This is a genomic window from Ruegeria sp. S263 (assembly GCF_056780525.1).
In genome coordinates this window covers 3,021,191-3,042,888 of the sequence record NZ_CM165558.1, presented here as the reverse complement: position 1 = coordinate 3,042,888, position 21,698 = coordinate 3,021,191, and the positions used below count along the sequence as shown (strand labels likewise).

The 21,698-nt window shown below is 56.7% G+C and carries 20 protein-coding genes; 16 read left to right on the top strand and 4 right to left on the bottom strand.

The features are described from left to right. Positions 1 to 62 precede the first annotated feature (62 nt). From xylF to xylA, 4 genes are read left to right on the top strand one after another with little or no spacing between them, the layout of a single operon-like run. Positions 63 to 1,082: a D-xylose ABC transporter substrate-binding protein gene (xylF, locus tag ACT2B1_RS15120; RefSeq protein WP_171123347.1), complete on the top strand. Its 1,020-nt coding sequence runs from the start codon at positions 63 to 65 to the stop codon at positions 1,080 to 1,082. A 60-nt stretch (positions 1,083 to 1,142) separates the two neighbouring features. Beyond that, positions 1,143 to 2,441, top strand: coding sequence for a sugar ABC transporter permease (locus ACT2B1_RS15115; protein ID WP_171241222.1), 1,299 nt, complete (start codon positions 1,143 to 1,145; stop codon positions 2,439 to 2,441). After that, positions 2,441 to 3,244 (top strand): ATP-binding cassette domain-containing protein, encoded by an 804-nt coding sequence (locus tag ACT2B1_RS15110; RefSeq protein WP_171123344.1) that lies wholly within the window; start codon positions 2,441 to 2,443, stop codon positions 3,242 to 3,244. The genes ACT2B1_RS15115 and ACT2B1_RS15110 overlap by 1 nt, the downstream gene beginning before the upstream one ends. A 9-nt stretch (positions 3,245 to 3,253) precedes the next feature. Then, a complete protein-coding gene (xylA, locus tag ACT2B1_RS15105; RefSeq protein ID WP_481668056.1) occupies positions 3,254 to 4,561 on the top strand; it encodes a xylose isomerase in 1,308 nt (435 codons plus the stop codon). Positions 4,562 to 4,876: 315 nt separating this feature from the next. On the opposite strand, the gene ACT2B1_RS15100 is transcribed toward xylA, so the two are convergent. Both ACT2B1_RS15100 and ACT2B1_RS15095 read right to left on the bottom strand, forming a co-directional pair. Beyond that, on the bottom strand, positions 4,877 to 5,092 hold the full coding sequence (locus ACT2B1_RS15100; RefSeq protein ID WP_171123340.1) for a hypothetical protein: 216 nt from the start codon (positions 5,090 to 5,092) through the stop codon (positions 4,877 to 4,879). A 312-nt stretch (positions 5,093 to 5,404) separates the two neighbouring features. Further along, positions 5,405 to 6,187: a lysophospholipid acyltransferase family protein gene (locus ACT2B1_RS15095; RefSeq protein ID WP_171126027.1), complete on the bottom strand. Its 783-nt coding sequence runs from the start codon at positions 6,185 to 6,187 to the stop codon at positions 5,405 to 5,407. A 281-nt stretch (positions 6,188 to 6,468) separates the two neighbouring features. On the opposite strand from ACT2B1_RS15095, the gene ACT2B1_RS15090 reads away from it, so the two are divergent. The 3 genes from ACT2B1_RS15090 to ACT2B1_RS15080 all read left to right on the top strand — a co-directional run bounded on the left by ACT2B1_RS15090 (position 6,469) and on the right by ACT2B1_RS15080 (position 8,334). Next, positions 6,469 to 7,527, top strand: coding sequence for an adenylate/guanylate cyclase domain-containing protein (locus tag ACT2B1_RS15090; protein ID WP_481668055.1), 1,059 nt, complete (start codon positions 6,469 to 6,471; stop codon positions 7,525 to 7,527). Between the two features lie 21 nt (positions 7,528 to 7,548). Beyond that, complete coding sequence (locus tag ACT2B1_RS15085) at positions 7,549 to 7,797, top strand: nucleotidyl cyclase domain-containing protein (RefSeq protein ID WP_481668054.1); 249 nt, start codon at positions 7,549 to 7,551, stop codon at positions 7,795 to 7,797. Positions 7,798 to 7,995: 198 nt separating this feature from the next. After that, positions 7,996 to 8,334: a hypothetical protein gene (locus tag ACT2B1_RS15080; RefSeq protein ID WP_481668053.1), complete on the top strand. Its 339-nt coding sequence runs from the start codon at positions 7,996 to 7,998 to the stop codon at positions 8,332 to 8,334. A gap of 3 nt (positions 8,335 to 8,337) precedes the next feature. Here the strand turns inward: ACT2B1_RS15080 and ACT2B1_RS15075 are convergent, their stop codons facing one another. After that, complete coding sequence (locus tag ACT2B1_RS15075; RefSeq protein ID WP_171211892.1) at positions 8,338 to 9,351, bottom strand: LacI family DNA-binding transcriptional regulator; 1,014 nt, start codon at positions 9,349 to 9,351, stop codon at positions 8,338 to 8,340. 109 nt (positions 9,352 to 9,460) lie between these two features. Between ACT2B1_RS15075 and ACT2B1_RS15070 the strand changes: the two genes are divergently transcribed. The 8 genes from ACT2B1_RS15070 (at position 9,461) to ACT2B1_RS15035 (ending at position 17,865) form a co-directional block, all read left to right on the top strand. After that, entirely contained in the window at positions 9,461 to 10,309 is an 849-nt protein-coding gene (locus ACT2B1_RS15070) for a sugar phosphate isomerase/epimerase family protein (RefSeq protein WP_481668052.1), read from the top strand. Beyond that, positions 10,306 to 11,826 (top strand): sugar ABC transporter ATP-binding protein, encoded by a 1,521-nt coding sequence (locus ACT2B1_RS15065; protein WP_481668051.1) that lies wholly within the window; start codon positions 10,306 to 10,308, stop codon positions 11,824 to 11,826. The genes ACT2B1_RS15070 and ACT2B1_RS15065 overlap by 4 nt, the downstream gene beginning before the upstream one ends. Continuing rightward, complete coding sequence (locus tag ACT2B1_RS15060) at positions 11,823 to 12,788, top strand: ABC transporter permease (RefSeq protein WP_171126012.1); 966 nt, start codon at positions 11,823 to 11,825, stop codon at positions 12,786 to 12,788. Before ACT2B1_RS15065 ends, ACT2B1_RS15060 begins: the two co-directional genes overlap by 4 nt. Continuing rightward, a complete protein-coding gene (locus ACT2B1_RS15055; protein WP_481668050.1) occupies positions 12,785 to 13,738 on the top strand; it encodes an ABC transporter permease in 954 nt (317 codons plus the stop codon). The genes ACT2B1_RS15060 and ACT2B1_RS15055 overlap by 4 nt, the downstream gene beginning before the upstream one ends. A 32-nt stretch (positions 13,739 to 13,770) precedes the next feature. Further along, a complete protein-coding gene (locus ACT2B1_RS15050; protein WP_171211887.1) occupies positions 13,771 to 14,895 on the top strand; it encodes a substrate-binding domain-containing protein in 1,125 nt (374 codons plus the stop codon). A gap of 62 nt (positions 14,896 to 14,957) precedes the next feature. After that, a complete protein-coding gene (locus tag ACT2B1_RS15045; RefSeq protein ID WP_481668049.1) occupies positions 14,958 to 16,019 on the top strand; it encodes a sugar phosphate isomerase/epimerase family protein in 1,062 nt (353 codons plus the stop codon). Continuing rightward, the gene (locus ACT2B1_RS15040) at positions 16,016 to 17,146 is read left to right on the top strand and encodes a Gfo/Idh/MocA family protein (RefSeq protein ID WP_481668048.1); all 1,131 of its coding nucleotides are present in this window, start codon (positions 16,016 to 16,018) and stop codon (positions 17,144 to 17,146) included. The genes ACT2B1_RS15045 and ACT2B1_RS15040 overlap by 4 nt, the downstream gene beginning before the upstream one ends. Positions 17,147 to 17,547: 401 nt before the next feature. Then, positions 17,548 to 17,865: an SMP-30/gluconolactonase/LRE family protein gene (locus ACT2B1_RS15035; protein WP_481668047.1), complete on the top strand. Its 318-nt coding sequence runs from the start codon at positions 17,548 to 17,550 to the stop codon at positions 17,863 to 17,865. Positions 17,866 to 18,622: 757 nt separating this feature from the next. Here ACT2B1_RS15035 and ACT2B1_RS15030 read toward each other — a convergent pair. Then, positions 18,623 to 20,680 carry a DEAD/DEAH box helicase gene (locus tag ACT2B1_RS15030; RefSeq protein ID WP_481668046.1) on the bottom strand — a complete coding sequence of 686 codons (2,058 nt, stop codon included), beginning with the start codon at positions 20,678 to 20,680 and terminating at the stop codon, positions 18,623 to 18,625. A gap of 354 nt (positions 20,681 to 21,034) precedes the next feature. Between ACT2B1_RS15030 and ACT2B1_RS15025 the strand changes: the two genes are divergently transcribed. Beyond that, positions 21,035 to 21,697, top strand: coding sequence for a substrate binding domain-containing protein (locus tag ACT2B1_RS15025; RefSeq protein ID WP_481669030.1), 663 nt, complete (start codon positions 21,035 to 21,037; stop codon positions 21,695 to 21,697). Position 21,698 lies beyond the last annotated feature (1 nt).

The window sequence follows — 21,698 nt, the reverse complement described above, 5'->3', positions numbered from 1 at the left end:
GGTATTCAAATTCGTGAGAGCCGCGAATCGAAATGCGATGGCTCCGCAAATGGGAGGAAATCATGAAACGAATTCTCAGCTTTTCGGCTGTGGCCACTTTGTTGGCTTCGACCGCATTCGCAGAGCCAGTGGTCGGCGTAAGCTGGTCGAACTTTCAGGAAGAGCGTTGGAAAACGGATGAAGCAGCCATCAAGTCTGCGCTTGAAGCAGGAGGCGCCGAGTATATTTCGGCAGACGCGCAATCGTCTTCCGCAAAGCAGCTTTCGGACATTGAAAGCCTGATCGCCCAAGGTGTAGACGCGCTTATCATTTTGGCGCAGGACGCGCAGGCAATCGGGCCGGCTGTTCAGGCTGCGGCAGACGAAGGCATTCCGGTCATCGCTTACGATCGCCTGATCGAAGACGACCGTGCGTTTTATCTGACCTTTGACAATGTAGAAGTCGGCAGAATGCAGGCCCGCGCTGTTTTTGAGGCAATGCCCAAGGGCAACTACGTGATGATCAAAGGCTCTCCTACGGATCCGAACGCTGACTTCCTGCGGGGCGGACAGCAAGAGATTATCGGCGCGGCAGTCGACAGCGGTGACATCGTAATCGTTGGAGAAGCCTACACCGACGGCTGGCTGCCCGCGAATGCGCAGCGGAACATGGAACAAATCCTGACTGCAAATGAGAACAACGTGGATGCAGTGGTTGCGTCGAATGACGGCACCGCAGGCGGCGTTGTCGCTGCTTTGACAGCGCAGGGTATGGAAGGCATTCCGGTCTCTGGTCAGGATGGTGATCACGCGGCGCTGAACCGTGTCGCGCTGGGTACTCAGACTGTTTCCGTATGGAAAGACGCCCGTGAGCTCGGCAAGGCCGCTGGCGAAATCGCCGTGGCTTTGACGGGCGGTACAAGCCCCGCTGACGTCGAAGGTGCGATTAGTTGGACATCACCGGGTGGCACCGAGATGAGTTCGGTCTTCCTTGCGCCTGTTCCGATTACCAAGGACAATCTTTCCGTTGTTGTGGATGCCGGATGGATCCCGTTGGAAGATTTGTGCCAGGGCGTTGAAAACGGACCGGCCCCTTGTAACTAAGCTTCAAAGTCCCTGGCCCTTTCGGGGCCAGGGACCATTGCTGAATATGAAAGATCGGAAATGACCGAAACTTCGTCTCAGCCGGTACCTGAAAAAGCGAAACCCAGCCTGTTCCAGCAGTTGGAACTGGACATGCGGCTTTTGGGAATGATCGGCGCGTTTGTCATCCTGTGCATCGGGTTCAACATCTTTACGGATGGCCGGTTCCTAACGCCTCGGAACCTGTTCAACCTGTCCATCCAGACGGTTTCGGTTGCCATTATGGCGTGCGGGATGGTGTTCATAATCGTCACGCGGCACATAGATTTGTCGGTCGGAGCATTGCTGGCGACAACGTCGGCAGTGATGGCAATGACGCAAACCGAGCTGTTGCCGCAGGTACTTGGGATGGGTTTGAACAATCCTGCAACCTGGGCGATCACCATTGTCGTCGGGCTGTTAGTGGGCACGCTGATTGGTGCGTTTCATGGCTGGATGGTCGGTTATCTGACGATACCAGCATTCATTGTCACGCTTGGTGGATTCCTGGTTTGGAGAAACGTGGCGTGGTATCTGACCAGCGGCCAAACGATTGGTCCGCTGGACAGTACATTCCTGATGTTCGGCGGAACCAACGGAACGCTTGGAACCACAACAAGCTGGCTGTTTGGTTTGTTCGCTACGGCGGTCGCCATTTGGGCTTTGTGGAGCGGTCGACGTGCAAAAGCGGCACATGGCTTCCCCGTCAAACCTGTTTGGGCCGAGGCCACTCTGGCCGGGATCATCGCACTCGCCATACTTGGGTACGTCTACATCGTAAACAGCTACGCCATTCCGACACGTCGGCTGCAACGTATGTTCGAAGCACGCGGCGAAACTATGCCGGAGGGGCTGGTCGTCGGGTACGGCATACCAATTTCTGTCCTCATCCTGATCATCGTCGCGGTAACCCTGACGATCGTAGCGCGGAAAACCCGTTTTGGACGCTATATCTTTGCCACCGGTGGAAACCCGGATGCGGCAGAGCTTTCCGGCATCAATACGCGACTGCTGACCGTTAAGATTTTTGCGCTGATGGGCTTTTTGTGCGCCGTTTCTGCTGTGGTCGCCTCGGCGCGCCTTGCAAACCACTCGAACGATATCGGAACGCTGGACGAACTACGGGTTATCGCGGCCGCTGTTATTGGTGGGACCGCGTTGTCTGGTGGCATCGGCACCATTTATGGTGCGATCCTTGGCGCATTGATCATGCAGGCGCTGCAATCGGGCATGGCAATGGTTGGCGTTGACGCGCCGTTCCAGAACATTGTCGTCGGCAGCGTTCTGGTGTTGGCCGTCTATATCGACATCGTCTACCGCAAGCGATTGGGGACCAAGTGATGCAAGCTCAGGATACGCATGAAACCTCTGTGAAGTCTGGACGCGGCTCTGGCGAAGCGCCATTGGTCGAGATGCGCGATATTTCGATCTCCTTCGGTGGAATCAAAGCCGTCGACCATGTGTCGGTCGATCTTTATCCGGGTGAAGTCGTGGGGCTGCTGGGGCATAACGGGGCCGGTAAGTCCACGCTGATCAAGGTCCTGTCGGGCGCTTATCAAATGGATCACGGCGAGATTTTGATTGATGGCAAGCCGGTCGAGATCGCTAACCCTCGCGATGCGCGCGCAAATAACATCGAGACCATCTATCAGACGCTCGCCTTGGCCGACAATCTGGACGCGACATCGAACCTGTTCCTAGGGCGCGAGATGACGACGCCTTTTGGTTTGGTCAACGACGCAGCCATGGAGGCCGAATGCCGCAAGATCATGGCGCAACTCAACCCGAACTTTCAGAAGTTCAATGACCCTGTCTCTGCGTTGTCGGGTGGTCAAAGACAATCTGTGGCGATCGCGCGAGCCGTCTATTTCAACGCACGCATTCTGATTATGGACGAGCCAACAGCAGCGCTTGGGCCGCATGAAACTCAGATGGTGGCTGATCTGATCCACCAGCTAAAGGCGCAAGGCATAGGCATATTCCTGATCGACCACGACGTGCATGCCGTTATGGAACTGTGTGACCGCGCCTCGGTCATGAAGAACGGCAAATTGGTTGGGACGGTCGATATTGCGGACGTCACGGATGACGACCTTTTGTCAATGATCATTCTGGGCAAGCAGCCAGCACAAAAAGCAGAATAGGGGGCAGACATGCCAAGTGGATTTTTTGATGGGATTGAGCAGATCCAGTTTGAAGGCGCAGACAGCAAGAACCCATTGGCGTTCCGGCACTACAACCCGGACGAAATTATCATGGGCAAGCGGATGGAAGACCATCTGCGGTTTGCTGTGGCGTGGTGGCACTCATTCGCATGGGAGGGGGGCGACCCCTTTGGCGGGCCTACATTCGAACGCCCGTGGTATCCACAAGATGACATGGGTCGCGCGCGCCTAAAGGCGGACATTGCTTTTGAACTGTTTGATCTTCTGGGCCAGCCATTCTTTTGCTGGCACGATGCTGATATTCGGCCAGAGCAGGGCAATTTTGCCGATAATCTGAGAACCCTTGAGGAAATCACCGATTACATTGGCGAAAAAATGCAGGCGTCTGGCACCAAGCTGCTTTGGGGTACGGCCAATATGTTCAGCCACCGCCGTTGGATGGCTGGTGCCAGCACAAACCCTGATCCTGAAGTGTTTGCATTTGCCGCAGCAACAGTGAAATCGTGCATGGATGCGACCCACAAGCTGGGCGGTGAAAACTATGTTCTTTGGGGTGGCCGGGAAGGCTATGAAACCCTTTTGAACACGGATTTGAAGGCCGAGTTGGACCATATGGGCCGGTTTTTGAACATGGTCGTTGAGTACAAGCACAAAATTGGGTTCAAGGGCACTATTCTCGTGGAGCCCAAACCGCAGGAGCCGTCCAAACACCAGTACGACTACGACGCGGCGACGTGTATCGGATTTCTCAGGAAGTACGGTTTGGAGGGCGAGGTCAAATTGAACCTCGAGCAGGGGCATGCGATCCTGGCCGGGCACAGTTTCGAGCATGAAATTGCGGTCGCTGCTGCCGAAGGGATGCTTGGTTCGATCGACATGAATCGAAACGATTACCAGTCCGGGTGGGACACGGACCAGTTCCCGAATAACACGCCAGAGGTTGCCTTGGCTTATTACTACATTCTGAAGGCCGGTGGTTTTACGACCGGGGGCACAAACTTTGACGCAAAGGTACGGCGCCAATCCATTGACGCAGAAGATCTTGTCGCAGCCCATGTTGGTGGAATGGACATCTGTGCCCGAGGCTTGAAAGCTGCGGCCGCCATGATTGATGACGGCGGTTTGGAGGACGCGTTATCAGAACGGTATTCAGGTTGGAGTACACCAGAAGCGGCGTCCATGTTGGACAGCAGTCTGGAAGAAATTTCCGCTCGTGTTCTGCGGGATAATACCAACCCTGAACCGCGATCCGGGCGTCAGGAAATTCTGGAAAATTATGTGAACAGGTTTGTGTAGCCAAGAAAAACTGCAACCGGGTACTGTCAAAAGAACATGGATCAGAACGGCCTAAGTCGTTCGTTGCTTTCGTTCATGAATAAGCGGTTCCCATCAGAACATTCCGGCCGGGAAGGACCAATTTCCGGCCTCGTGCGCTTAGTTTAATGATGCGAGTGGCTTGCGTAACTTGCTGCTCAACTCTTAACGCCCGATAAGTCCCAAGAGACTTTCCCGCTAGCCAGAGTAACTGTGGCCGTTTCAGGTGCATTTCGAGATTGAGCACGAGGTCGACTGATACAGGCTCCAAATTTCACGACTGTGCATTCAGGTTCATCAGATTTTCATGCTGCCGATTTGCCGAGCCAAAAGCTTCAATTCGTTAGCGTAAGCTAGACGAACCACACCGACCCGGTCACGGGTTTTGATCGACCCGCGTTTGGCTGAATGATGGCGCATATCTGCCTCTGCAATGCGACGCATCTTGAGCTGGCATTGCATGAGGTCATTGCGCACTTCGTTCAAAATCTGCTGCCGATCAGCCTCGGTCATGGCGTCAACTCCTTTTGGAGGGCAAATCATAGATGGGGTGTATGACTTGCCCCTCAGGTAGGGGTAGACACCTGAATTGACTTGTGAATTTAAGTCATTTTATTGGAGTTCTGGCGATTAGCTGACTGAAAAAGTTAAACCCGCGCCACCAACTTGCTAGCGGGGGCACAGTTGGCGACACGGGTCGCCACAGGTGCCGGTGGGTTGGGGCGGAGCTGTCGGTCAAGCCTAATGCAGCGCGAAATCGATGCGTGCCCAAGGCGGACCTTAGTCAGGCTGTTGGAAATGCCGGGGCAGCGAAGGATCACAGACCTACTTACTTAACCCTGCGTCGAAAACGGTCACCATTTCGTTTCTAAGGCGATCCACGTCTTCGTCCACTGAAACGGAGTGATCGCAGGTGAATGACGGCAGTACCTCGACCCGGATCGTCCCGCTTTTGGGCAAGTGTTTGTCGCGCGGCATAAGCGCGTCGGATGCATGAATTACAATGGGCCGTATCGTGCGACCGGTGGCGCGCGCGACTATGACAGCTCCGGCTTTGAACGTGCCGAGGCTTTCGGAACTGGTGCGCGTGCCCTCTGGGAACAACACGACAGAGCGGCGTTCAGGCATAGCTCGGACGGCCTCGGTAAGCGTCTCAAGCGCCACCGCGCCACTTTTCCGGTCAATCTCTACCAGCCCTGCGCCCTTGAATCCACGGCTTAGCAGAACCGCATCGCACAGCTCCTTTTTGGCGGCGAAGGTGATCCACTTGGCGTCGGGCATGACGTCCATCAAGGCGAACCCATCCAGATGGCTGCGGTGGTTGATCACGATGATGCTGTTGGTGTCGGCGGCCAGTGCGGCCCTATCCGCTTGTGTCATCTCTGTTCGGATACTCAGCAGCCACAGAAGCCGCGAACAGGCACGTTTGACCAGCGGCCAGTACCAGCCGCGAAAACCTTGTCGTTTGCCGCAAAGCAGGGGCACAAAGGCGATGTACAGAAAATAGAATGGACCCAGCAGAAACAACGCGGCGCGTTTTATGACCCGCAGGCGAGCCGGGTCAATGGCCGCTAGTGCAGACCTTTCCTTTTGAGGCTGGAGTGACATAGGTTCCCGTCCGGTGTGATGACTGCCGGGAGAGGTTCAAGAGGTTTCTACGTCTGGCATTTGCTGCCTGCCCTCTGGGCGCACGGCCCGACAAGCACCCTGCACCCCGCCTCTATGCGGCAATGGTCAGGGTACATCAACAGAAAGTCTGACTTTGACGATTGAAATGGCAGGCTAAAGCCTGAAACCAGCCATTGCAATCGGTTGTTTCCTCACCCGGCACTTGTCGCAGAAACGGCATTGGTCCATTTTCAACAAATCAACGTCTTGGGGCGCAGGAGATGGAAAAACCGCAGACTAAGTTCACATCTGCTGGTAACGTCGCGGTAGCCTACCAGGTCGTAGGTGATGGTCCTGTGGATTTAGTTTACGCATCCGGGTGGCTTCACAACATAGATGTTGTTTGGGAACACCCTGGGTACAACCGTTTCCTTTCAAAGTTGGCTGGGCGTAGCAGACTTATCTTGTTCGATAAGCGCGGAACTGGGATATCCGATCCTGAGGTGGGTGCCCCAACGCTGGAAGAGCGCACCGATGACATACGTGCTGTTCTGGACGCGACGGGCTCGGAAAAAGCATCAATATTTGGTGTTAGCGAAGGCGGCAACATGACGACAATGTTCGCTGCCAGCTATCCAGAAAGGGTCAGCAATGTCGTTCTCGTCGGTTCCTATGCATGCCGCGCTTGGAAACCTGACTGGCCCTTCGGGGTGCGGCGGGGCGATTTCGAAAAGTTTCTCGAGAATATGCAACAGAACTGGGGCGATACTGCCGAGTTTCTGTCCGAGCGTGCCCCAAGCGTCTGGGAAGATCCCGCTGAACAAGCTTTCATGAGTTGGCTATTGGTCCAGTCTGGCAGCCCTGGAACTGCGGTCAACATCACCCGATTAAATTATGAACTCGATATTCGACCAATCCTATCCGCTGTGCATGTCCCTGCGCTGGTGCTCCATTCGCGCGGCGACCGTACAGTCTCGCTCGACGAGGCAGAGTACATTGCCGACACCCTTCCTTATGGAAGCCTGAAGATACTTGAGCGCGAAGACCACCTGCCATGGGTCGGCGACGTAGATGAAGTTGCAGACGAGATCGCTACGTTCGTAGGCGCCCCGGAAAGCGCTGAGTTTGGCGACCGTATCCTGGCAACGATCGTGATGACCGACATTGTAGGATCGACCAAAGCTGCGGAGGAAATGGGGGATGCCCGCTGGAGAGAGTTGATTGATGCCCATGACACCACAGCGGCTCGAATTATCGCCCGTCATGGAGGCAACCTCGTGAAGACAATGGGCGACGGTGTTTTGGCCACATTCTCTGGGCCGAGCCGAGCCGTCTGTTGAGCGCGCGAGCTTCAGTCCGAAATGTCAAAACTGGGGCTTACTCTGCGCGCTGGTGTTCACACCGGAGAATGCGAGCTTCGCGGTCAGGATGTTTCAGGCATCGCGGTCAACATGGCCGCTCGAATCCTAGATGTAACGCCCGGAGGTTCGTGCCGCGTGTCATCCATTGTTCGAGAACTGACGGCTGGTTCGGGTCTGGAGTTTGAGCAAGTTGGGACCCACCGTTTCAAGGGAATTCAGGGTGAATGGGTGTTGTACGCCATCGCGTGATCTCTCTGGGGTTGAAAATCAGTCGCTCATAAGGTCGCGTGTGATTGGTAGCGAGTGCATTGGGTCCTCTTTCCCCCAAACCCTCTTCGTCGTCTAATATAATGGATCAGGAGCAAGGATGCTCGGGACTCCCAGCCCTCTAGTTTTTATACATTTTTTATACTTAATCGGGCCCTGGTTACCATAAGGTTGGTGGTCGTGCTGGACGGAGTTAATGAGCTTTGGAACCTCGAATTCGGATCTGATGCGCAGATTGACAGCCGTCGCTTCCTTATCGTGACTCTGGTGGATGGCCGCGCGAGAGAGAACCTGGTGCTGGTTGGCGGCAAATTGCTATCTGGCTTGTGGGTCACGAGGGAATTGGACCGACTGATTGGTCAGCAGGACGCGCCCAAAACCATCATCTCGGACAATGGCACCGAATTCACCAGCCTCGCCGTGTTCGCATGGGCGCGTATCTTACTCGCTGGCGAATACAGGAGGCGACGGATGGGGCGGAAAACACTCAAAGAGGGTTTGGCCCTCGACCGCTCTTGACCCTTATGAACGCGGTCTGGCAACGCTGTTTCGTGTCACGATGGTGTGGTCCAGATACATCAATTCTGCAGGTGCTGTATTATCTTCGAGTAGGTCCAGAAGGATCTCCATCGCACGTTGCCCGATGAGATTCCGCGCCTGATGCACCGTCGTCAGTTCAGGCTGAAAAATCCGTGAAAACGGCACGTCGTCGAAACCCATGACGGAAATTTCGCCGGGGACCGAGTATCCATGTTTCTGTAGGCCCCGGATGACGCCCATCGCGGATTCGTCATTTGCGCAGAACGCAGCGGTGGTATCTGGATGCTGCGCGAACAGGTGATCCGCTGCCCGCTCTCCATCGCCGTAAGTGAAGCCGCCGGGAATGGTGCAGATTTGATCCGTTAGGCCGGTTTCCGTCATCGCCTGAATATATCCGGCCCGCCGGTCTTTGGTCAGCGCATTGCCTTCAGGTCCGGTGACATGCGCGATCCTCTGATGCCCCTGGGCAAGCAGATATTGCGTGGCATCAAACGCGGCCTTCTGGTTGTCGGTCCCGACATGCGCGTAGCCTGCGCCCTCTGGACGTTCCGAGATTGACACGATCGGAGTGCCCTCGGGCAGCATTCCGTCAGGGGGGGCAGTTCCGTTCAGAATCAAGGCCCCGTCCGCGCGCCCGTTGCGCAGGTTTTCGAGGATATTTTCATAGCGCGCGTCGTCCCCATTGGTGTTGCCGATCAGGATCGTCAGACTGGCGCGGGTCGCGACTTCTTCAATGCCCGACAGGATCTTGGAAAAGAATGGGTTGGCAATATCCGGAAGGATAACCAAAACCGTACCCGACCGGTTGCGCCGCAGCATCTGTGCTGCTGTATTGACGCTGTATCCTGTCTCGGAGACTGCCGCAAAAACCGCATCCCGAGTTTTTTTGGACACGATATCAGGAGATTGCAATGCCCGGCTGACCGTTGCGGTTGAGACACCGGCAACTCTGGCAACATCCCGAACTGTGGGCCTTTTGGTCGAACTTCTTGTCATGTTGAAAGCTTATAGCAGCGTGAAACAAAAAATGTAATGGTTTACATTCATCATGAAAACGATTACATAGATTCGCGGCAAAGATGCTTTTTTGGCCTTGGGAGGGGAAATGAAGCTGGGAGTTAATCTTCTATGCGTTGGCGGGCTGATCGGCGAAGCGCAACTGGATTTCTGTCAGCTTGCTGCTGAGGCCGGGTATGACGGTGTCGAAATTCCCGTCTTGGAAGGGCAGCCAGACCACTACGCCTGGCTGGGCGCTCAACTCGATGCACTCGGGCTTGAGAGGACCTGCACCGCGATTGTTCCTGACCCCAAAGCAGATCCAACCAGCCCAGATCCTCTGGTTCGGGCCAGAAGTGTCGCACATCTGAATTGGATACTGGATTGTGCGACAGCACTTGGCGCGCAAACGATCGGCGGGCCTTTTTATGCGCCCATCGGACACTTTACCGGCAGCGGCCCGACGGCTGACGAATGGCAGCGCGGCGCAGAAGCCCATCGCGACATGGCAGGCACAGCGGCCAAGCGCGGCATGCTGCTGGCTTTGGAGCCTTTGAACCGGTTCGAAACCCATTTCCTGAATACTGCCGAACAGGCCGCGCAGTATTGTGAGCTGGTCGGCCACCCGGCTTTTGGGATCATGTACGACACCTTCCATGCGCATATTGAGGAAAAGGATCAGGCACAGGCGATTGCCTCCCTGTCCGGTCATATCAACGTTCTGCATGCCTCGGAAAACGACCGGGGCACGCCCGGCACGGGACAGATCGACTTTGGTGCGGTGTTCTCTGCTGTCAAGAAGACCGGATTTGACGGATGGGTGGTGATGGAGGCCTTTGGCGCAGGCGTCCCTGAACTTGCTGCAGCCACCCGGATCTGGCGGCCGATGTTCGAGGATCATCCGCAGTTGTTTCGCGACAGTGCCATGTTCATTCGCAATGGGTGGGCGCAGGCATGAGCGGCGATATCATCTTTGAGATGAAGGGGATCACCAAGGTGTTTCCCGGCATCAAGGCACTGGACGGGGTCAGTTTTTCCGCCCGTGCGGGCGAGGTTCACGCTCTGGTCGGCGAAAATGGCGCGGGTAAGTCCACTTTGATGAAGGTGCTGTTGGGCGTCTATCAGGCTGAAGAGGGCGATATTTTCCTGCGCGGTCAGAAGGTCCGGTTCCAGCACCCGCTTGAATCGCTCGCGCAAGGCGTCAGCGTGATTTATCAGGAATTCTCGCTGCTGCCCGACCGAACGGTTGCCCAGAATATCTTTCTGGGACGTGAACCCACAGGCAGTTGGGGCCTGCTGGATACCGAGAAGATGCGGCGCGAAACGCAGGACGTGCTGGCGCTGTTTGGCGACCGTCATCGTTTCGGCCCGGAAACTTTGGTTAGCGATCTGGATGTCGCGCAACAGCAAATGGTCGAGATTGCCAAGGCTTTGTCGCTGAATGCGCAAGTGATCGTCATGGACGAGCCGACTGCGGCCCTCAACGATACCGAGTGTGATCTGCTATTCCAACTGGTTGATGATCTGCGCGGTCAGGGCCGCTCGATTGTCTACATTACCCACCGTATGCGCGAAATCCGTCGTCTGGCGGACCGTGTCACAGTGATCAAGGATGGCAAAGTCGCTGCTGCCTTTGACCATGTGCCCGAAACCGGCCGGATCGTCGAAGCCATGGTCGGGCGCGATATTGGGCACTTCTATCCCGAACCTGCGACACCGGAAGAAATCGGCGATGCGGTTCTGACAGTGCGTGGTGGCGGTAATGACCGGTTGTTCGACATTGATCTTGAGCTGCGCGCAGGCCAGATCACCGGGTTTGCAGGCGTTCAGGGGGCAGGTCGCACAGCGTTGGCGCTGGCTTTGTTCGGGGCAGAGCCTTTTGAAACCGGCACCGTGACAGTCGATGGGAAATCTGTCCCTCTTACCAGCCCGCGCAGCGCCGCCAAGGCCGGGATTGCGATGCTGCCCGGCGACCGCAAGGCCGAGGGGTTGATGCTGATGCAATCGGTCCGTGACAACGGCATGATTTCGGCCCGGGCCTTTTCCGGCACCTTGGGCGCGCCGGATAGAACGCCGATCACAACGCTCGATCAGATGGACGCGCTTTTTGATGCGTTCGATCTGCGCGCTGCGAATTACGAGGTCGAGATTCAGTCTCTGTCCGGTGGCAATCAACAAAAGGCCATCGTTGCGCGCTGGCTGTCCTTGGCCCCTAAGGTTTTGATCTTTGTCGAACCAACCCGAGGCATCGACGTCAACACCAAGGCGGGGATTTACGCTCAGATGCGCAAACTGGCGCAACATGGGGCGGCGGTCATGGCGATCTCATCCGACCTGCCCGAGGTGTTGGGCATCTCGGACCGGGTGCTGGTTATGAGCGACGGCAAGATCGTGGCCGAGTTCGGACATGGCGCCAGCGAAACCGAAGTCATGCACGCCGCGACAGAGGCGCATCTGGAATTGGAAGCCTCATGAATATCCCAAGACCTAAAAATCTTGCCGCGCTGGCCCCATTCCTGCTGCTTTTGGCGGCTATCGCGGTCTATGTCTCTGTCGCGATTGCAACCGGGCAGACCCAATATCTGACTGCTGAGAATCTTCTGGGCCTGCTGGGGCGCTCCATCGCGTTGGGGATCACAGCGATTGGGCAGACCTTTGCCATCCTGATCGCCTCGATCGACCTTAGCGTGGCTAACCTGATCTCGGTTTCGGCGGTGCTTGCGTCCTCTATCATGTCGGGTGATCCATCCATGATGCTGCCTGCAATTGCGGCGGTGTTGGCCGTGGGCGTTGTGGTCGGCCTGATCAACGGTCTTGTGATCACCCAGTTTGAGGTCAATCCGCTGATCGCCACGTTGGGCATGGCGCTGATCCTGCAAGGGCTGCTGAGCGCGACCTTCAACAACTTTGCCGGAGAGGTTCCGGAAGAGTTTCAGGTCTTTGCCTATGGGCAGGTTGGCGGCATCTCGATCAGTCTGATTTTCCTGATCGCGCTGACCGTGGCCGCGTGGGTTTTTCTGCGCTTTACCCGCGCAGGCTCCAATATCTATTCGGTCGGCGGCAACCCAGACGCATCCAAGCTTGCGGGGATGCGGACGACGCGCGTCGTTATCATGGCGCATGTGATCTGTTCGGTCTGCGCCACTATCGCGGGGCTGTATCTGGCAAGCCGCTTACGCTCGGGCGCGCCGTGGATCGGTCGGGACGGGGTTTATGATCTGGAATCCATCGCTGTGGTGGTGATTGGCGGAACGGCTCTGTCCGGCGGTCGCGGCGGGGTTTGGGGCACGCTGATGGGCGTGATGATCTTTTCTCTGATCGACTCGATCTTCAACATTGCGGGCGTTGATGCCTTTGCCAAACAAATCCTGCGCGGGGTCATCATCGTGGCCGCGGTCGCCGTCTACGCCGTGCGCAGCCGGAGGATCGAGGCATGATGGCCCGACTGAAACAGATCAACCCGGTCTTTATGGTTCTGGCTCTGCTATTCGTGGCGATCGCGATCCTTTCGCCGTACTTCCTGCAACCGGCCGGGTACATGAATTTCCTGAAACGGGCCGCGCCAATTGCGATTTTGGCGGTGGGGCAGCTTTACGTCATCAACTCGGGCGGGTTCGACCTGTCGGCGGGGGCATTGGTGACGCTGACGGTGATCGGAAGCTCGATCCTGCTGGACGGGGATGCCAGCGCGACGTGGTGGGTTATCCTGGCCATGCTGGGGGTTGGTGTGATCGTCGGCACGGTGAACGCGCTGGTGGTGTCGTGGCTCAAGGTGCCGTCGATCATTGCTACGCTGGGGATGATGATCACCCTCAGCGGGATTGCCCTGACATGGTCGGGCGGAGCGCCGCGCGGATACCTGCCCGAAAATTTCCGGTTCTTCGGCCGTTATCTGATTAAGGACTTGCCGCTGATCAAAATCCTGCCCGTTGCGGTGATCGTGATGGTCGTGGTCTGCGTCGCGATGTGGTGGCTGATGCACCGCACCAACTATGGCAAGCGGTTGATCGCCATGGGCGACAACCCAAAGGCCGCATTGTTAGCCGGAGTCCCACTCACGGAAACCCGAATTGTCGCCTTTGTCATGTCTTCGGTCTCGGCTGTACTCGCAGGAATATTGCTGGGCGGGTTCGCGGGCGTGTCCACCGATGTGGGGGTCGGGCTGGAATTGCAGGCCATCACCGCTGCCGTCATTGGCGGGGCGCAGTTACTTGGCGGGCGCGGCACCGTGGGGGCCACCATCGCAGGCGCGCTGGTGTTGCAGGCGATGTTCACGCTGCTCAACATTTTGGGCTTTCCCAAACCCATCCGTGACGTGGTGCAAGGGCTGATTTTGATCTCGGCGGTTGTGATCGCCGGATACCGACGACGCCGATCCGGGGGATAGGCGCCCCAAACAATTCAGAGGAGGAAACAAGAATGATCAACAAATTCACGGCAACAGCCCTGACAACGCTGGCGTTGGCTTTGCCCGCCCAAGCGCAGAACTTCGACGACCCGGTCGAATTCGCAAAACAAAAAGACATGCTGGGCGCGGCAGCCAATGGCGATGCGACAACCCCTTGGCTGCAGTACTATGGCGACGTGATGGCGGATACTTCGGGCTTCAAGAAAGATGGCCCGCACACGATCTGTTTCTCGAACGCAGGCGTGAACAACCCTTGGCGCGTGGTTGGTTGGAACACCATGCAGGCCGAGGTCGAACAACATGACAACATCGCCGAGTTCGTTGTAACCGATGCCGAAGGCTCGGACGATAAACAGATCGCCGATATCGAGGACCTGCTGGCCGGTGGCACCTGTGACGCGCTGATCGTGTCCCCCAACACAACGGCTGCCTTGACCCCTGCTGTTGAAAAAGCCTGCGAGCAACTGCCAGTGATCGTGTTTGACCGTGGCGTGAATACCGATTGCCCGGTCACGTTCATCAAGCCAGTCGGCGGCTATGGCTTTGGCATCCAGTCCGGTGAATTCATCGCCGCCAATGCGCCCGAAGGCTCGGACGTATTGATGCTACGCATCCTGCCCGGCGTGGACGTTCTGGAAACCCGCTACTCTGCCGCCAAGCGCATTCTGGAAGAAGCCGGTCTGAACATCGTCGGTGCCGAGTTCACTGATGGCGACCGCGCCAAGACTAAGGCGATTGTCGAGGACTATATCCAGCGCGGCAACCAGTTGGGCGCGGTCTGGATGGACGCGGGCGCAACCTCGGTCGCGGCGATCGAAGCGTTCGAGGATATGGGTCTGGACGTGCCGATCGTCACTGGCGAGGACCAGCAGGACTTTTTGCAGAAATGGCAGGAGATTGGCATGAACACCATCGCGCCGACCTACCCGACCTATCAGTGGCGCACGCCCATTCTGGCAGCTTTGAAAATTTTGGATGGTGAGGCGATCCCCGGACCGGAATGGAACCTGCCGCAACCGGCGATCACCAATGACAACCTGGGTGATTTCGTAAACGCATCCATGCCTCCGCTGCACTATGCGGCCTGTGGCTGCGAAGGCATGCCGGGCTATCCGGAACGCTGGGGCGGCAAGTAATCGCCTTAACTCGTCAGGCCCCGGTCGGGGCCTGACACACAGGATTTTCATGGGAGGCTGATATGCCGGGTACGATCAAAGGACCGGGGTTATTTCTGGCGCAGTTTGCGGATAATGTTGCTCCGTTCAATTCGCTGGGATCGATTGCGGAATGGGCAGCGGGTCTGGGGTACAAAGCCGTTCAGATCCCGACATTTGACGGGCGGCTGTTCGATCTGGACAAGGCCGCAGACAGCCAGACCTATTGCGACGACCTGCTGGGCACCTGCCGCGATGCGGGCGTTGAGGTCAGTGAACTGTCGACCCACCTTCAAGGCCAATTGGTCGCCGTTCATCCCGCTTACGATCAGTCCTTTGACGCCTTCGCGCCCGAGACCGTGCATGGAAACCCTCGGGCGCGGCAGGACTGGGCTGTGGACCAGGTCAAGAAAGCCGCCGTCGCTGCACGGCGCATGGGGCTGGATACGACCGTCAGCTTTACCGGATCGCTGGCCTTCCCCTATCTTTATCCGTGGCCGCAACGCCCGCAGGGTCTGATTGAGGAAGCTCTTGCCGAGCTTGCCCGCCGCTGGCGTCCGATCTTCGATGCCTATACCGATCAGGGCGTTGCCATTGGCTTTGAAATCCACCCCGGGGAGGACGTGTTTGATGGTGCCACCTTCGAGATGTTCCTCGACGCCGTAGACGGGCACGAGGCCTGCCAGATCAACTATGATCCCTCGCATTTCCTGCTGCAGCAGATGGATTATCTGGAATTCATCGACCTCTATCACGAGCGCATCTGCGCCTTTCACGTCAAGGATGCCGAGTTCAACCCGACTGGGCGGCAAGGTGTCTATTCTGGCTATCAGGGCTGGACCAATCGGGCCGGCCGCTTCCGCTCACTTGGCGACGGACAGGTGGATTTCAGCGCGATTTTTTCGAAACTGACGCAGTACGGCTATGACAGTTGGGCGGTGCTGGAATGGGAATGCTGCCTGAAATCCCCCGAACAGGGGGCCGCCGAGGGCGCGCCTTTCATCGCGCGCCACATCATCGAAACCACGGACAAGGCCTTTGACGATTTCGCAGGGGGCGAGGTCGATCAGGCCATGATCCGATCCATGTTGGGGTTGGGCCAATGAAAACGTTGAAACTGGGTATGGTCGGGGGCGGGCAGGGTGCCTTTATTGGTGGCGTCCACCGCATCGCCGCCCGACTGGATGGACAATGGGACCTGGTGGCGGGGGCACTGTCATCCGACCCGCAGCGTGCGGAAACCTCGGCACAGGAGTTGGGCATCGAACGGTCTTATTCTGATTTCCGCCAGATGGCGCAGGCCGAAGCTGCCCGTGACGACGGCATCGACGCGGTGGCCATCGTATCGCCCAACCACATGCACGCGGACCCGACCATCGCGTTTCTTGAGGCCGGGATTCACGTCATTTGCGACAAACCATTGGCGGCCACGGCTGAGGATGCCGCACGGATCAAAACTGCAGCCGAAGCGTCGTCTGCGCATTTCATCCTGACCCACAATTACACCGGTTATCCGATGATCCGTCAGGCGCGTGAGATGGTGCGGACGGGCGATCTGGGCAAACTGCGGCTGGTGCAGGTGGAGTACGCGCAGGACTGGCTGACGGAACCCGCCGCGTCTGACAACAAACAGGCCGACTGGCGCACCGATCCCGCGCGATCCGGGGCAGGGGCCATCGGGGATATCGGCACCCATGCCTTCAATTTGGCCCATTTCGTAACGGGTGAGGTCCCCTCGCATCTGGCAGCAGACCTGTCCAGCATGGTTCCAGACCGGCAGGTGGATGACAACGCCCATATTCTGCTGCGCTATGCCAGCGGCGCGCGGGGAATGCTATGGGTCAGTCAAGTTGCCGTCGGCAACGAAAACGGCTTGCGCCTGAGGGTCTACGGTGATCGCGGTGGGCTGGAATGGTCGCAGGAACATCCAAACCATATGCACTTCACCCGCTTTGGACAGCCCACTCAAACCCTGACACGCGGCGGTGCCGGAGCCTCTGATGCCGCCAACGCAGTCACGCGCGTGCCGGGCGGCCACCCTGAAGGCTATCTGGAAGGTTTTGCAACGCTTTATGCCGAGGCCGCCGCTTTGATAAGAGGAGACCAAAGCGTCGACTTGCTGCCCGACCTGCAAAGCGGGTTACTGGGCATGGCGTTTATTTCCGGCGCGCTGGAGTCTTCAAAGAAAGATTCTTGCTGGTACCGTTTTCCTTCGAATGTTCTGGATTCCTGAAAATTTGCGCCAGCTTGCCGATAAGGGCAGAAATTCCCGTAATCGTCTTGTAGCTAGCTCAAGGCATTGTACGTGGCGTTCGATCTAGGGAAGAATTGCGAATAGGATCAGTATGAAGCGGCCTTGGACGCTCAGAAACCAACGATGGTTCTGATGTGAAATTCGATCCTGAGTGTCGAAATCATCATAGCGTAAGCTGAGCGTCTGGCCCCGCGTCAAGCATTCCCGGAAAGTTCAGCGGTGCGTGTTGGGCCTCGACCGTCAGTTCACGGTGCCCTGACAGGTCGGGCTTGAAACCGACCCCGCTGCCTGAGGTAATATGATGGCGCCACTGGCCTCCTAGCGAAGTCATCGGGAGCAGTATCGAGACCACTCAGCCCCGGCAAAAGTCCGAGTTCGTTGTGTTCGGCAAGGACGAAGACGGCATTCCTGACGGTGCAAGCGTCGATACCGAAGGCGATGTTTGGATCGCGGTACCCGGCGACGCGCAGGTTGAGCGCCGCTTGCCAGATGGGTGTCTGGATCTGGCCGTGAAAACACTGGCCACGTATCCGACTGTGTGGGCCATTGGCGGGGAAAATCGGGATCAACTTTACATCACCACGCAGTCAAAACATCTGGACGCCATGGGGCTGGCCGACAACCCCGACGAAGGCGCTCTTTTTGTGGCGCAGGCAGACTATCAAGGCCTGCCCGAAACACCGTTTGAACCGAAGTGACCAAAGACCTAAAGCTACACAAAGACAGAGCAAAATTGATCGAAGCTGTTGTCCCTAAGTTTTACGCCACCATTCTTTGAACGGCTGCATTCCGGGTTCTCAAAATATGCGACCATGCACTAAGGCCTGAGGACGAGATTAGCCAAGCGGAGCCAAGGCCGGTATCAAGCCATCTACAAGATACAGCTCGACAGTGGTTTATGTTGTGCTTTGAGATACGGAGGCCCTTCCGGCGCCGCATAGCGGAACAATCTGCCTTGGTACCTCTATTCGCTGAGTATGGTGTCCACGGGATGCGGCGGTTAACATGATTGACAGATCGGTATAATTGGCCGCCTTGAAATTTGGCGTGGACATCATTCTCTCGCTGCCCAGCCTATAGGATCTGTCAGTGTATTCCCGATCGCCAAAGTAGCGGTTTACTGGCCCGGAGACGACCGCTGACGACTGGTTTCAGGGTGGCTGAAGGCGGTCTCAGGTTCTGGCGGGTGGGGGGGCACTGTCGTTCAGGTCTAGTGTCGCAAAGGACTGTTAAGAGCTCAAATTGCTAACTGCTGGGCTCTACATGAATAACTACATACCGGCGATATCGGTGATTTCCAGAAAGTTGGTTAGGGTCGCGTTGAATTCAAATTTTTACCTTAAATTGCTGCCAAAAGACGTGGACGTGCCGCATGGGCATACTATTGTGGTTTGCCTGTGCGAAGAGACACATTCGATATCTTTTCCCAACACCTACCGACAGGTGTCTGAACGCTCAGCTTCTCTTTGAAGGCTTGCGGAACGGTCTTGCTTCTCCGCCCTTGCCGTTTCTGTGTTTTGAACGAGATGCGTTGGAACCTTTGTTTTTAGCCTTGTGAAGCGCTTTTCGTGCTCTCAGAGATTTAGATGAGTCAGAGGCGTTCTCGTCATGTTTTTGCCCCTTCTTTCCCTTCGCGGTGGGCTGTGATTTTTCCGTTCCGTTCTCGCTTGTCCGCTGCGAGCGCAAAGCATTTGCCTGCTTTGGTTTGTCTTCTCTAGCTTGCCTATCCGATGTGCTTGCCGCGGGCTTTCTTCTGTCCTTTGGGCGTTCGGACGCAATCTGGGCATTTTGCTCTGAGCGTTTGGAGGTGCGCGCAGCATTTGACGGTTTGCCTGAACCAGGCCTTTTGTTCTTGGCAGCGTCGTTTGATGAATGTGGTGCCGCAGGTGGCCCCTTAGGCGAGGCATCGAAATCTGGTGTGCCCGCCAGCTCAGTCAGCGTCGCACCTTGCTCTATGGTGAGTTCGGCACCCAATTCTTTTTTCATTGCAGGCACTGCATCATTGGCAATCTCGACAAAAGTCTCTTGGTATTGAACGCGGATTGCGCCGATGGCGTCTTTGGAGAGACCCGCATTGCGGCACAGCATTGGCAACAACCAACGCGGCTCTGCACGCTGTTTGCGCCCCAAGGAAAGTGAGAACCAAGTGCTTGGCCCAAACGCCGCGCGCGTTTCAGATTTGCTTTTTTTAGTCTCTGACACCGTTCCCAGAATCTCCGGCGCTGAGTGGCGCTCTCGGTAGAGGCGCAAATAGGCTGCCGCGACCTGCTCTGGTGTCCTTCCCTTAAGCAGCCGTTCTGCAAAAGCCGTTTCCTCGACGCTTGGCAGCTCATCTAAGGCAGGATTGGAAATGATGCGCGCCTCTTCCCGAGCGAGCACCTCATCCGCTGAGGGAGGGACGCCCCATTCGGCCTCCAACTTGGCCGTTTTCAGCAATCGTTGCGCCTTCGAGCGGTGCCGTCCTGGTACGATCAAGATGGACATTCCTTTGCGCCCGGCGCGGCCCGTGCGCCCCGAGCGATGCAGTAAAGTTTCCGCATTCGACGGGAGATCTGCATGGATCACCAACTCCAACCCTGGAAGATCAATGCCACGGGCGGCCACGTCTGTCGCAACGCAGACCTGCGCGCGCCTGTCACGCAAGGCTTGCAGTGCATTGGTGCGCTCTGTCTGGCTGAGTTCCCCTGAGAGTGAGACGACAGAAAAACCCCGATTGGAGAATTTTGCGGTCAGACGCGCAACCATGGATCGGGTATTTGCAAACACGATCGCGGTTTGTGCGTCGTGATAGCACAGCAAATTGATGATTGCTTTTTCGATATCTGACGGGGCTACGTTCAAGGCGCTATAGGTAATGTCCGAATGCTGTGCTTCTGCGTTTCCAACCTTGATCCGCTGCGCGTCTTCCTTCTGGTAAGTCTGGGCAAGCTTGGCGATTCCTCGCGGAACAGTGGCCGAGAACATCAAGGTGCGGCGGTTTTCAGGCGTTTGGTCAAGGATGTATTGAAGGTCTTCGGCGAACCCCATGTCCAACATCTCGTCGGCTTCGTCGAGAACGACAGTCCGCAAATCGCTCAGATCGATGACGCCAAGTGAGATATGATCACGCAGCCGTCCGGGTGTGCCGATCACGACATGCGCGCCGCGCTCAATCGTCCGGCGCTCGGTGCGGGCATCCGTGCCACCGACGGCTGACGCAGTGACTATTCCGGCCTCGGCAAACAGCCAGTCGAACTCTCGCCGGACTTGCAAGGCCAGTTCGCGCGTGGGTGCGATGACCATGGCCAGCGGCACGGCTGGTCGGTCCAACCGACCGTGCTTGTCGAGAAGCTCTTTCGCCATCGCCAGCCCGAAGCCTACGGTTTTGCCAGACCCGGTTTGCGCAGAGACAAGCAGATCTTTTCCCGCCAGCGCTTCATCTGACACAGCCTTTTGTACAGGCGTCAAGCCGCTGTAGCCTTTTTGGGAAAGTGCTATGGATAAGGTTTTCGGAAGGTCAGAGAAATCTTGCATGGGTCACCAAATGCCGGGAAAGACCTGGCGATAGTGGTATTTGGTGCGGATGTATAGTCCGTAAACTGCGTTTGAAAGAGAATGTGTCAATCACAGGAAATGGACTTTTTCACCCGCTCAACCGATGGCCGCCGTGAGAGTTTTGATTAAACCAAATTCGAAATCGTACGTTTGCCGTTAGCACGCATTTGAACAAAGGCTTCATGGGTAGTGTTTTCCTTCAAGGTGGGGCATTAGCCGTGCACGTGCCTTGCGCGCCTTTAAACCTGACTGGGTGCCCGTTTGCTGAATCGGACAACCCAAAAGATTAGCCTGACGGAACCTGGCCAGACGTATTTTGAAAACGCCCGCAGGATGATAGAAGAAACCCGCCCGATCGAAGGCCGACTTCATGCCATCGGGGACAGACCTTACGGCGAATTGCGCATGAGCGTTCCAGTCGTCTTCGCCCATGGATGCCTGAACCACTGGTTTCCCGAATTTCTTGAGCGCTATCCCGATGTCACTTTGAACATCGACGTCTCCGAGCGACGCGCCGACATGATTTCCGAAGGCATTGATCTATTGGTGCGGATCGGAGCATTGCGACCGTCGGACTTCATCACCCGCGAGTTGTTCAAGGCCAGACGTCTTACTGTCGCCGCACCGTCTTACTTGGAGCGCAAGGGGCTGCCGATCCATCCCAGTGATCTGACCAACCACGATTTGATAGATTTCACAGCACATGGAACTTCGCAGAGCTGGACATATCCCGGGCAAAATTCTGAAACGATTAATGTTCCAATCGCTCCCAAGGTTCGCTGCAATGACGCGCAAACCGAGAAAGCATTTGCGCTGGCGGGTCGCGGCATTACGCGCCTACCAGAACTTGCTTGCCAAAAGGAGAATTCGAGAGGCTTTTTAGTTCCGATCCCGGAAGAGTACAGCTCGCCACCCGCCGGAGTGAATGTCATCTATGCAAGCCGCTCAAATTTGCCGGCTAAGACCCGTGCAATGATTGATTTCTTGGCAGAATAGA

Excerpts from the sequence above, each read along its gene's own strand:
- xylF (WP_171123347.1), top strand. The coding sequence starts at position 63 with ATGAAACGAATTCTCAGCTTTTCGGCTGTGGCCACTTTGTTGGCTTCG.
- ACT2B1_RS15115 (WP_171241222.1), top strand. The coding sequence starts at position 1,143 with ATGACCGAAACTTCGTCTCAGCCGGTACCTGAAAAAGCGAAACCCAGC.
- ACT2B1_RS15110 (WP_171123344.1), top strand. The coding sequence starts at position 2,441 with ATGCAAGCTCAGGATACGCATGAAACCTCTGTGAAGTCTGGACGCGGC.
- xylA (WP_481668056.1), top strand. The coding sequence starts at position 3,254 with ATGCCAAGTGGATTTTTTGATGGGATTGAGCAGATCCAGTTTGAAGGC.
- ACT2B1_RS15100 (WP_171123340.1), bottom strand. The coding sequence starts at position 5,092 with ATGACCGAGGCTGATCGGCAGCAGATTTTGAACGAAGTGCGCAATGAC.
- ACT2B1_RS15095 (WP_171126027.1), bottom strand. The coding sequence starts at position 6,187 with ATGTCACTCCAGCCTCAAAAGGAAAGGTCTGCACTAGCGGCCATTGAC.
- ACT2B1_RS15090 (WP_481668055.1), top strand. The coding sequence starts at position 6,469 with ATGGAAAAACCGCAGACTAAGTTCACATCTGCTGGTAACGTCGCGGTA.
- ACT2B1_RS15085 (WP_481668054.1), top strand. The coding sequence starts at position 7,549 with ATGTCAAAACTGGGGCTTACTCTGCGCGCTGGTGTTCACACCGGAGAA.
- ACT2B1_RS15075 (WP_171211892.1), bottom strand. The coding sequence starts at position 9,351 with ATGACAAGAAGTTCGACCAAAAGGCCCACAGTTCGGGATGTTGCCAGA.
- ACT2B1_RS15070 (WP_481668052.1), top strand. The coding sequence starts at position 9,461 with ATGAAGCTGGGAGTTAATCTTCTATGCGTTGGCGGGCTGATCGGCGAA.
- ACT2B1_RS15065 (WP_481668051.1), top strand. The coding sequence starts at position 10,306 with ATGAGCGGCGATATCATCTTTGAGATGAAGGGGATCACCAAGGTGTTT.
- ACT2B1_RS15060 (WP_171126012.1), top strand. The coding sequence starts at position 11,823 with ATGAATATCCCAAGACCTAAAAATCTTGCCGCGCTGGCCCCATTCCTG.
- ACT2B1_RS15055 (WP_481668050.1), top strand. The coding sequence starts at position 12,785 with ATGATGGCCCGACTGAAACAGATCAACCCGGTCTTTATGGTTCTGGCT.
- ACT2B1_RS15050 (WP_171211887.1), top strand. The coding sequence starts at position 13,771 with ATGATCAACAAATTCACGGCAACAGCCCTGACAACGCTGGCGTTGGCT.
- ACT2B1_RS15045 (WP_481668049.1), top strand. The coding sequence starts at position 14,958 with ATGCCGGGTACGATCAAAGGACCGGGGTTATTTCTGGCGCAGTTTGCG.
- ACT2B1_RS15040 (WP_481668048.1), top strand. The coding sequence starts at position 16,016 with ATGAAAACGTTGAAACTGGGTATGGTCGGGGGCGGGCAGGGTGCCTTT.
- ACT2B1_RS15030 (WP_481668046.1), bottom strand. The coding sequence starts at position 20,680 with ATGCAAGATTTCTCTGACCTTCCGAAAACCTTATCCATAGCACTTTCC.
- ACT2B1_RS15025 (WP_481669030.1), top strand. The coding sequence starts at position 21,035 with ATGATAGAAGAAACCCGCCCGATCGAAGGCCGACTTCATGCCATCGGG.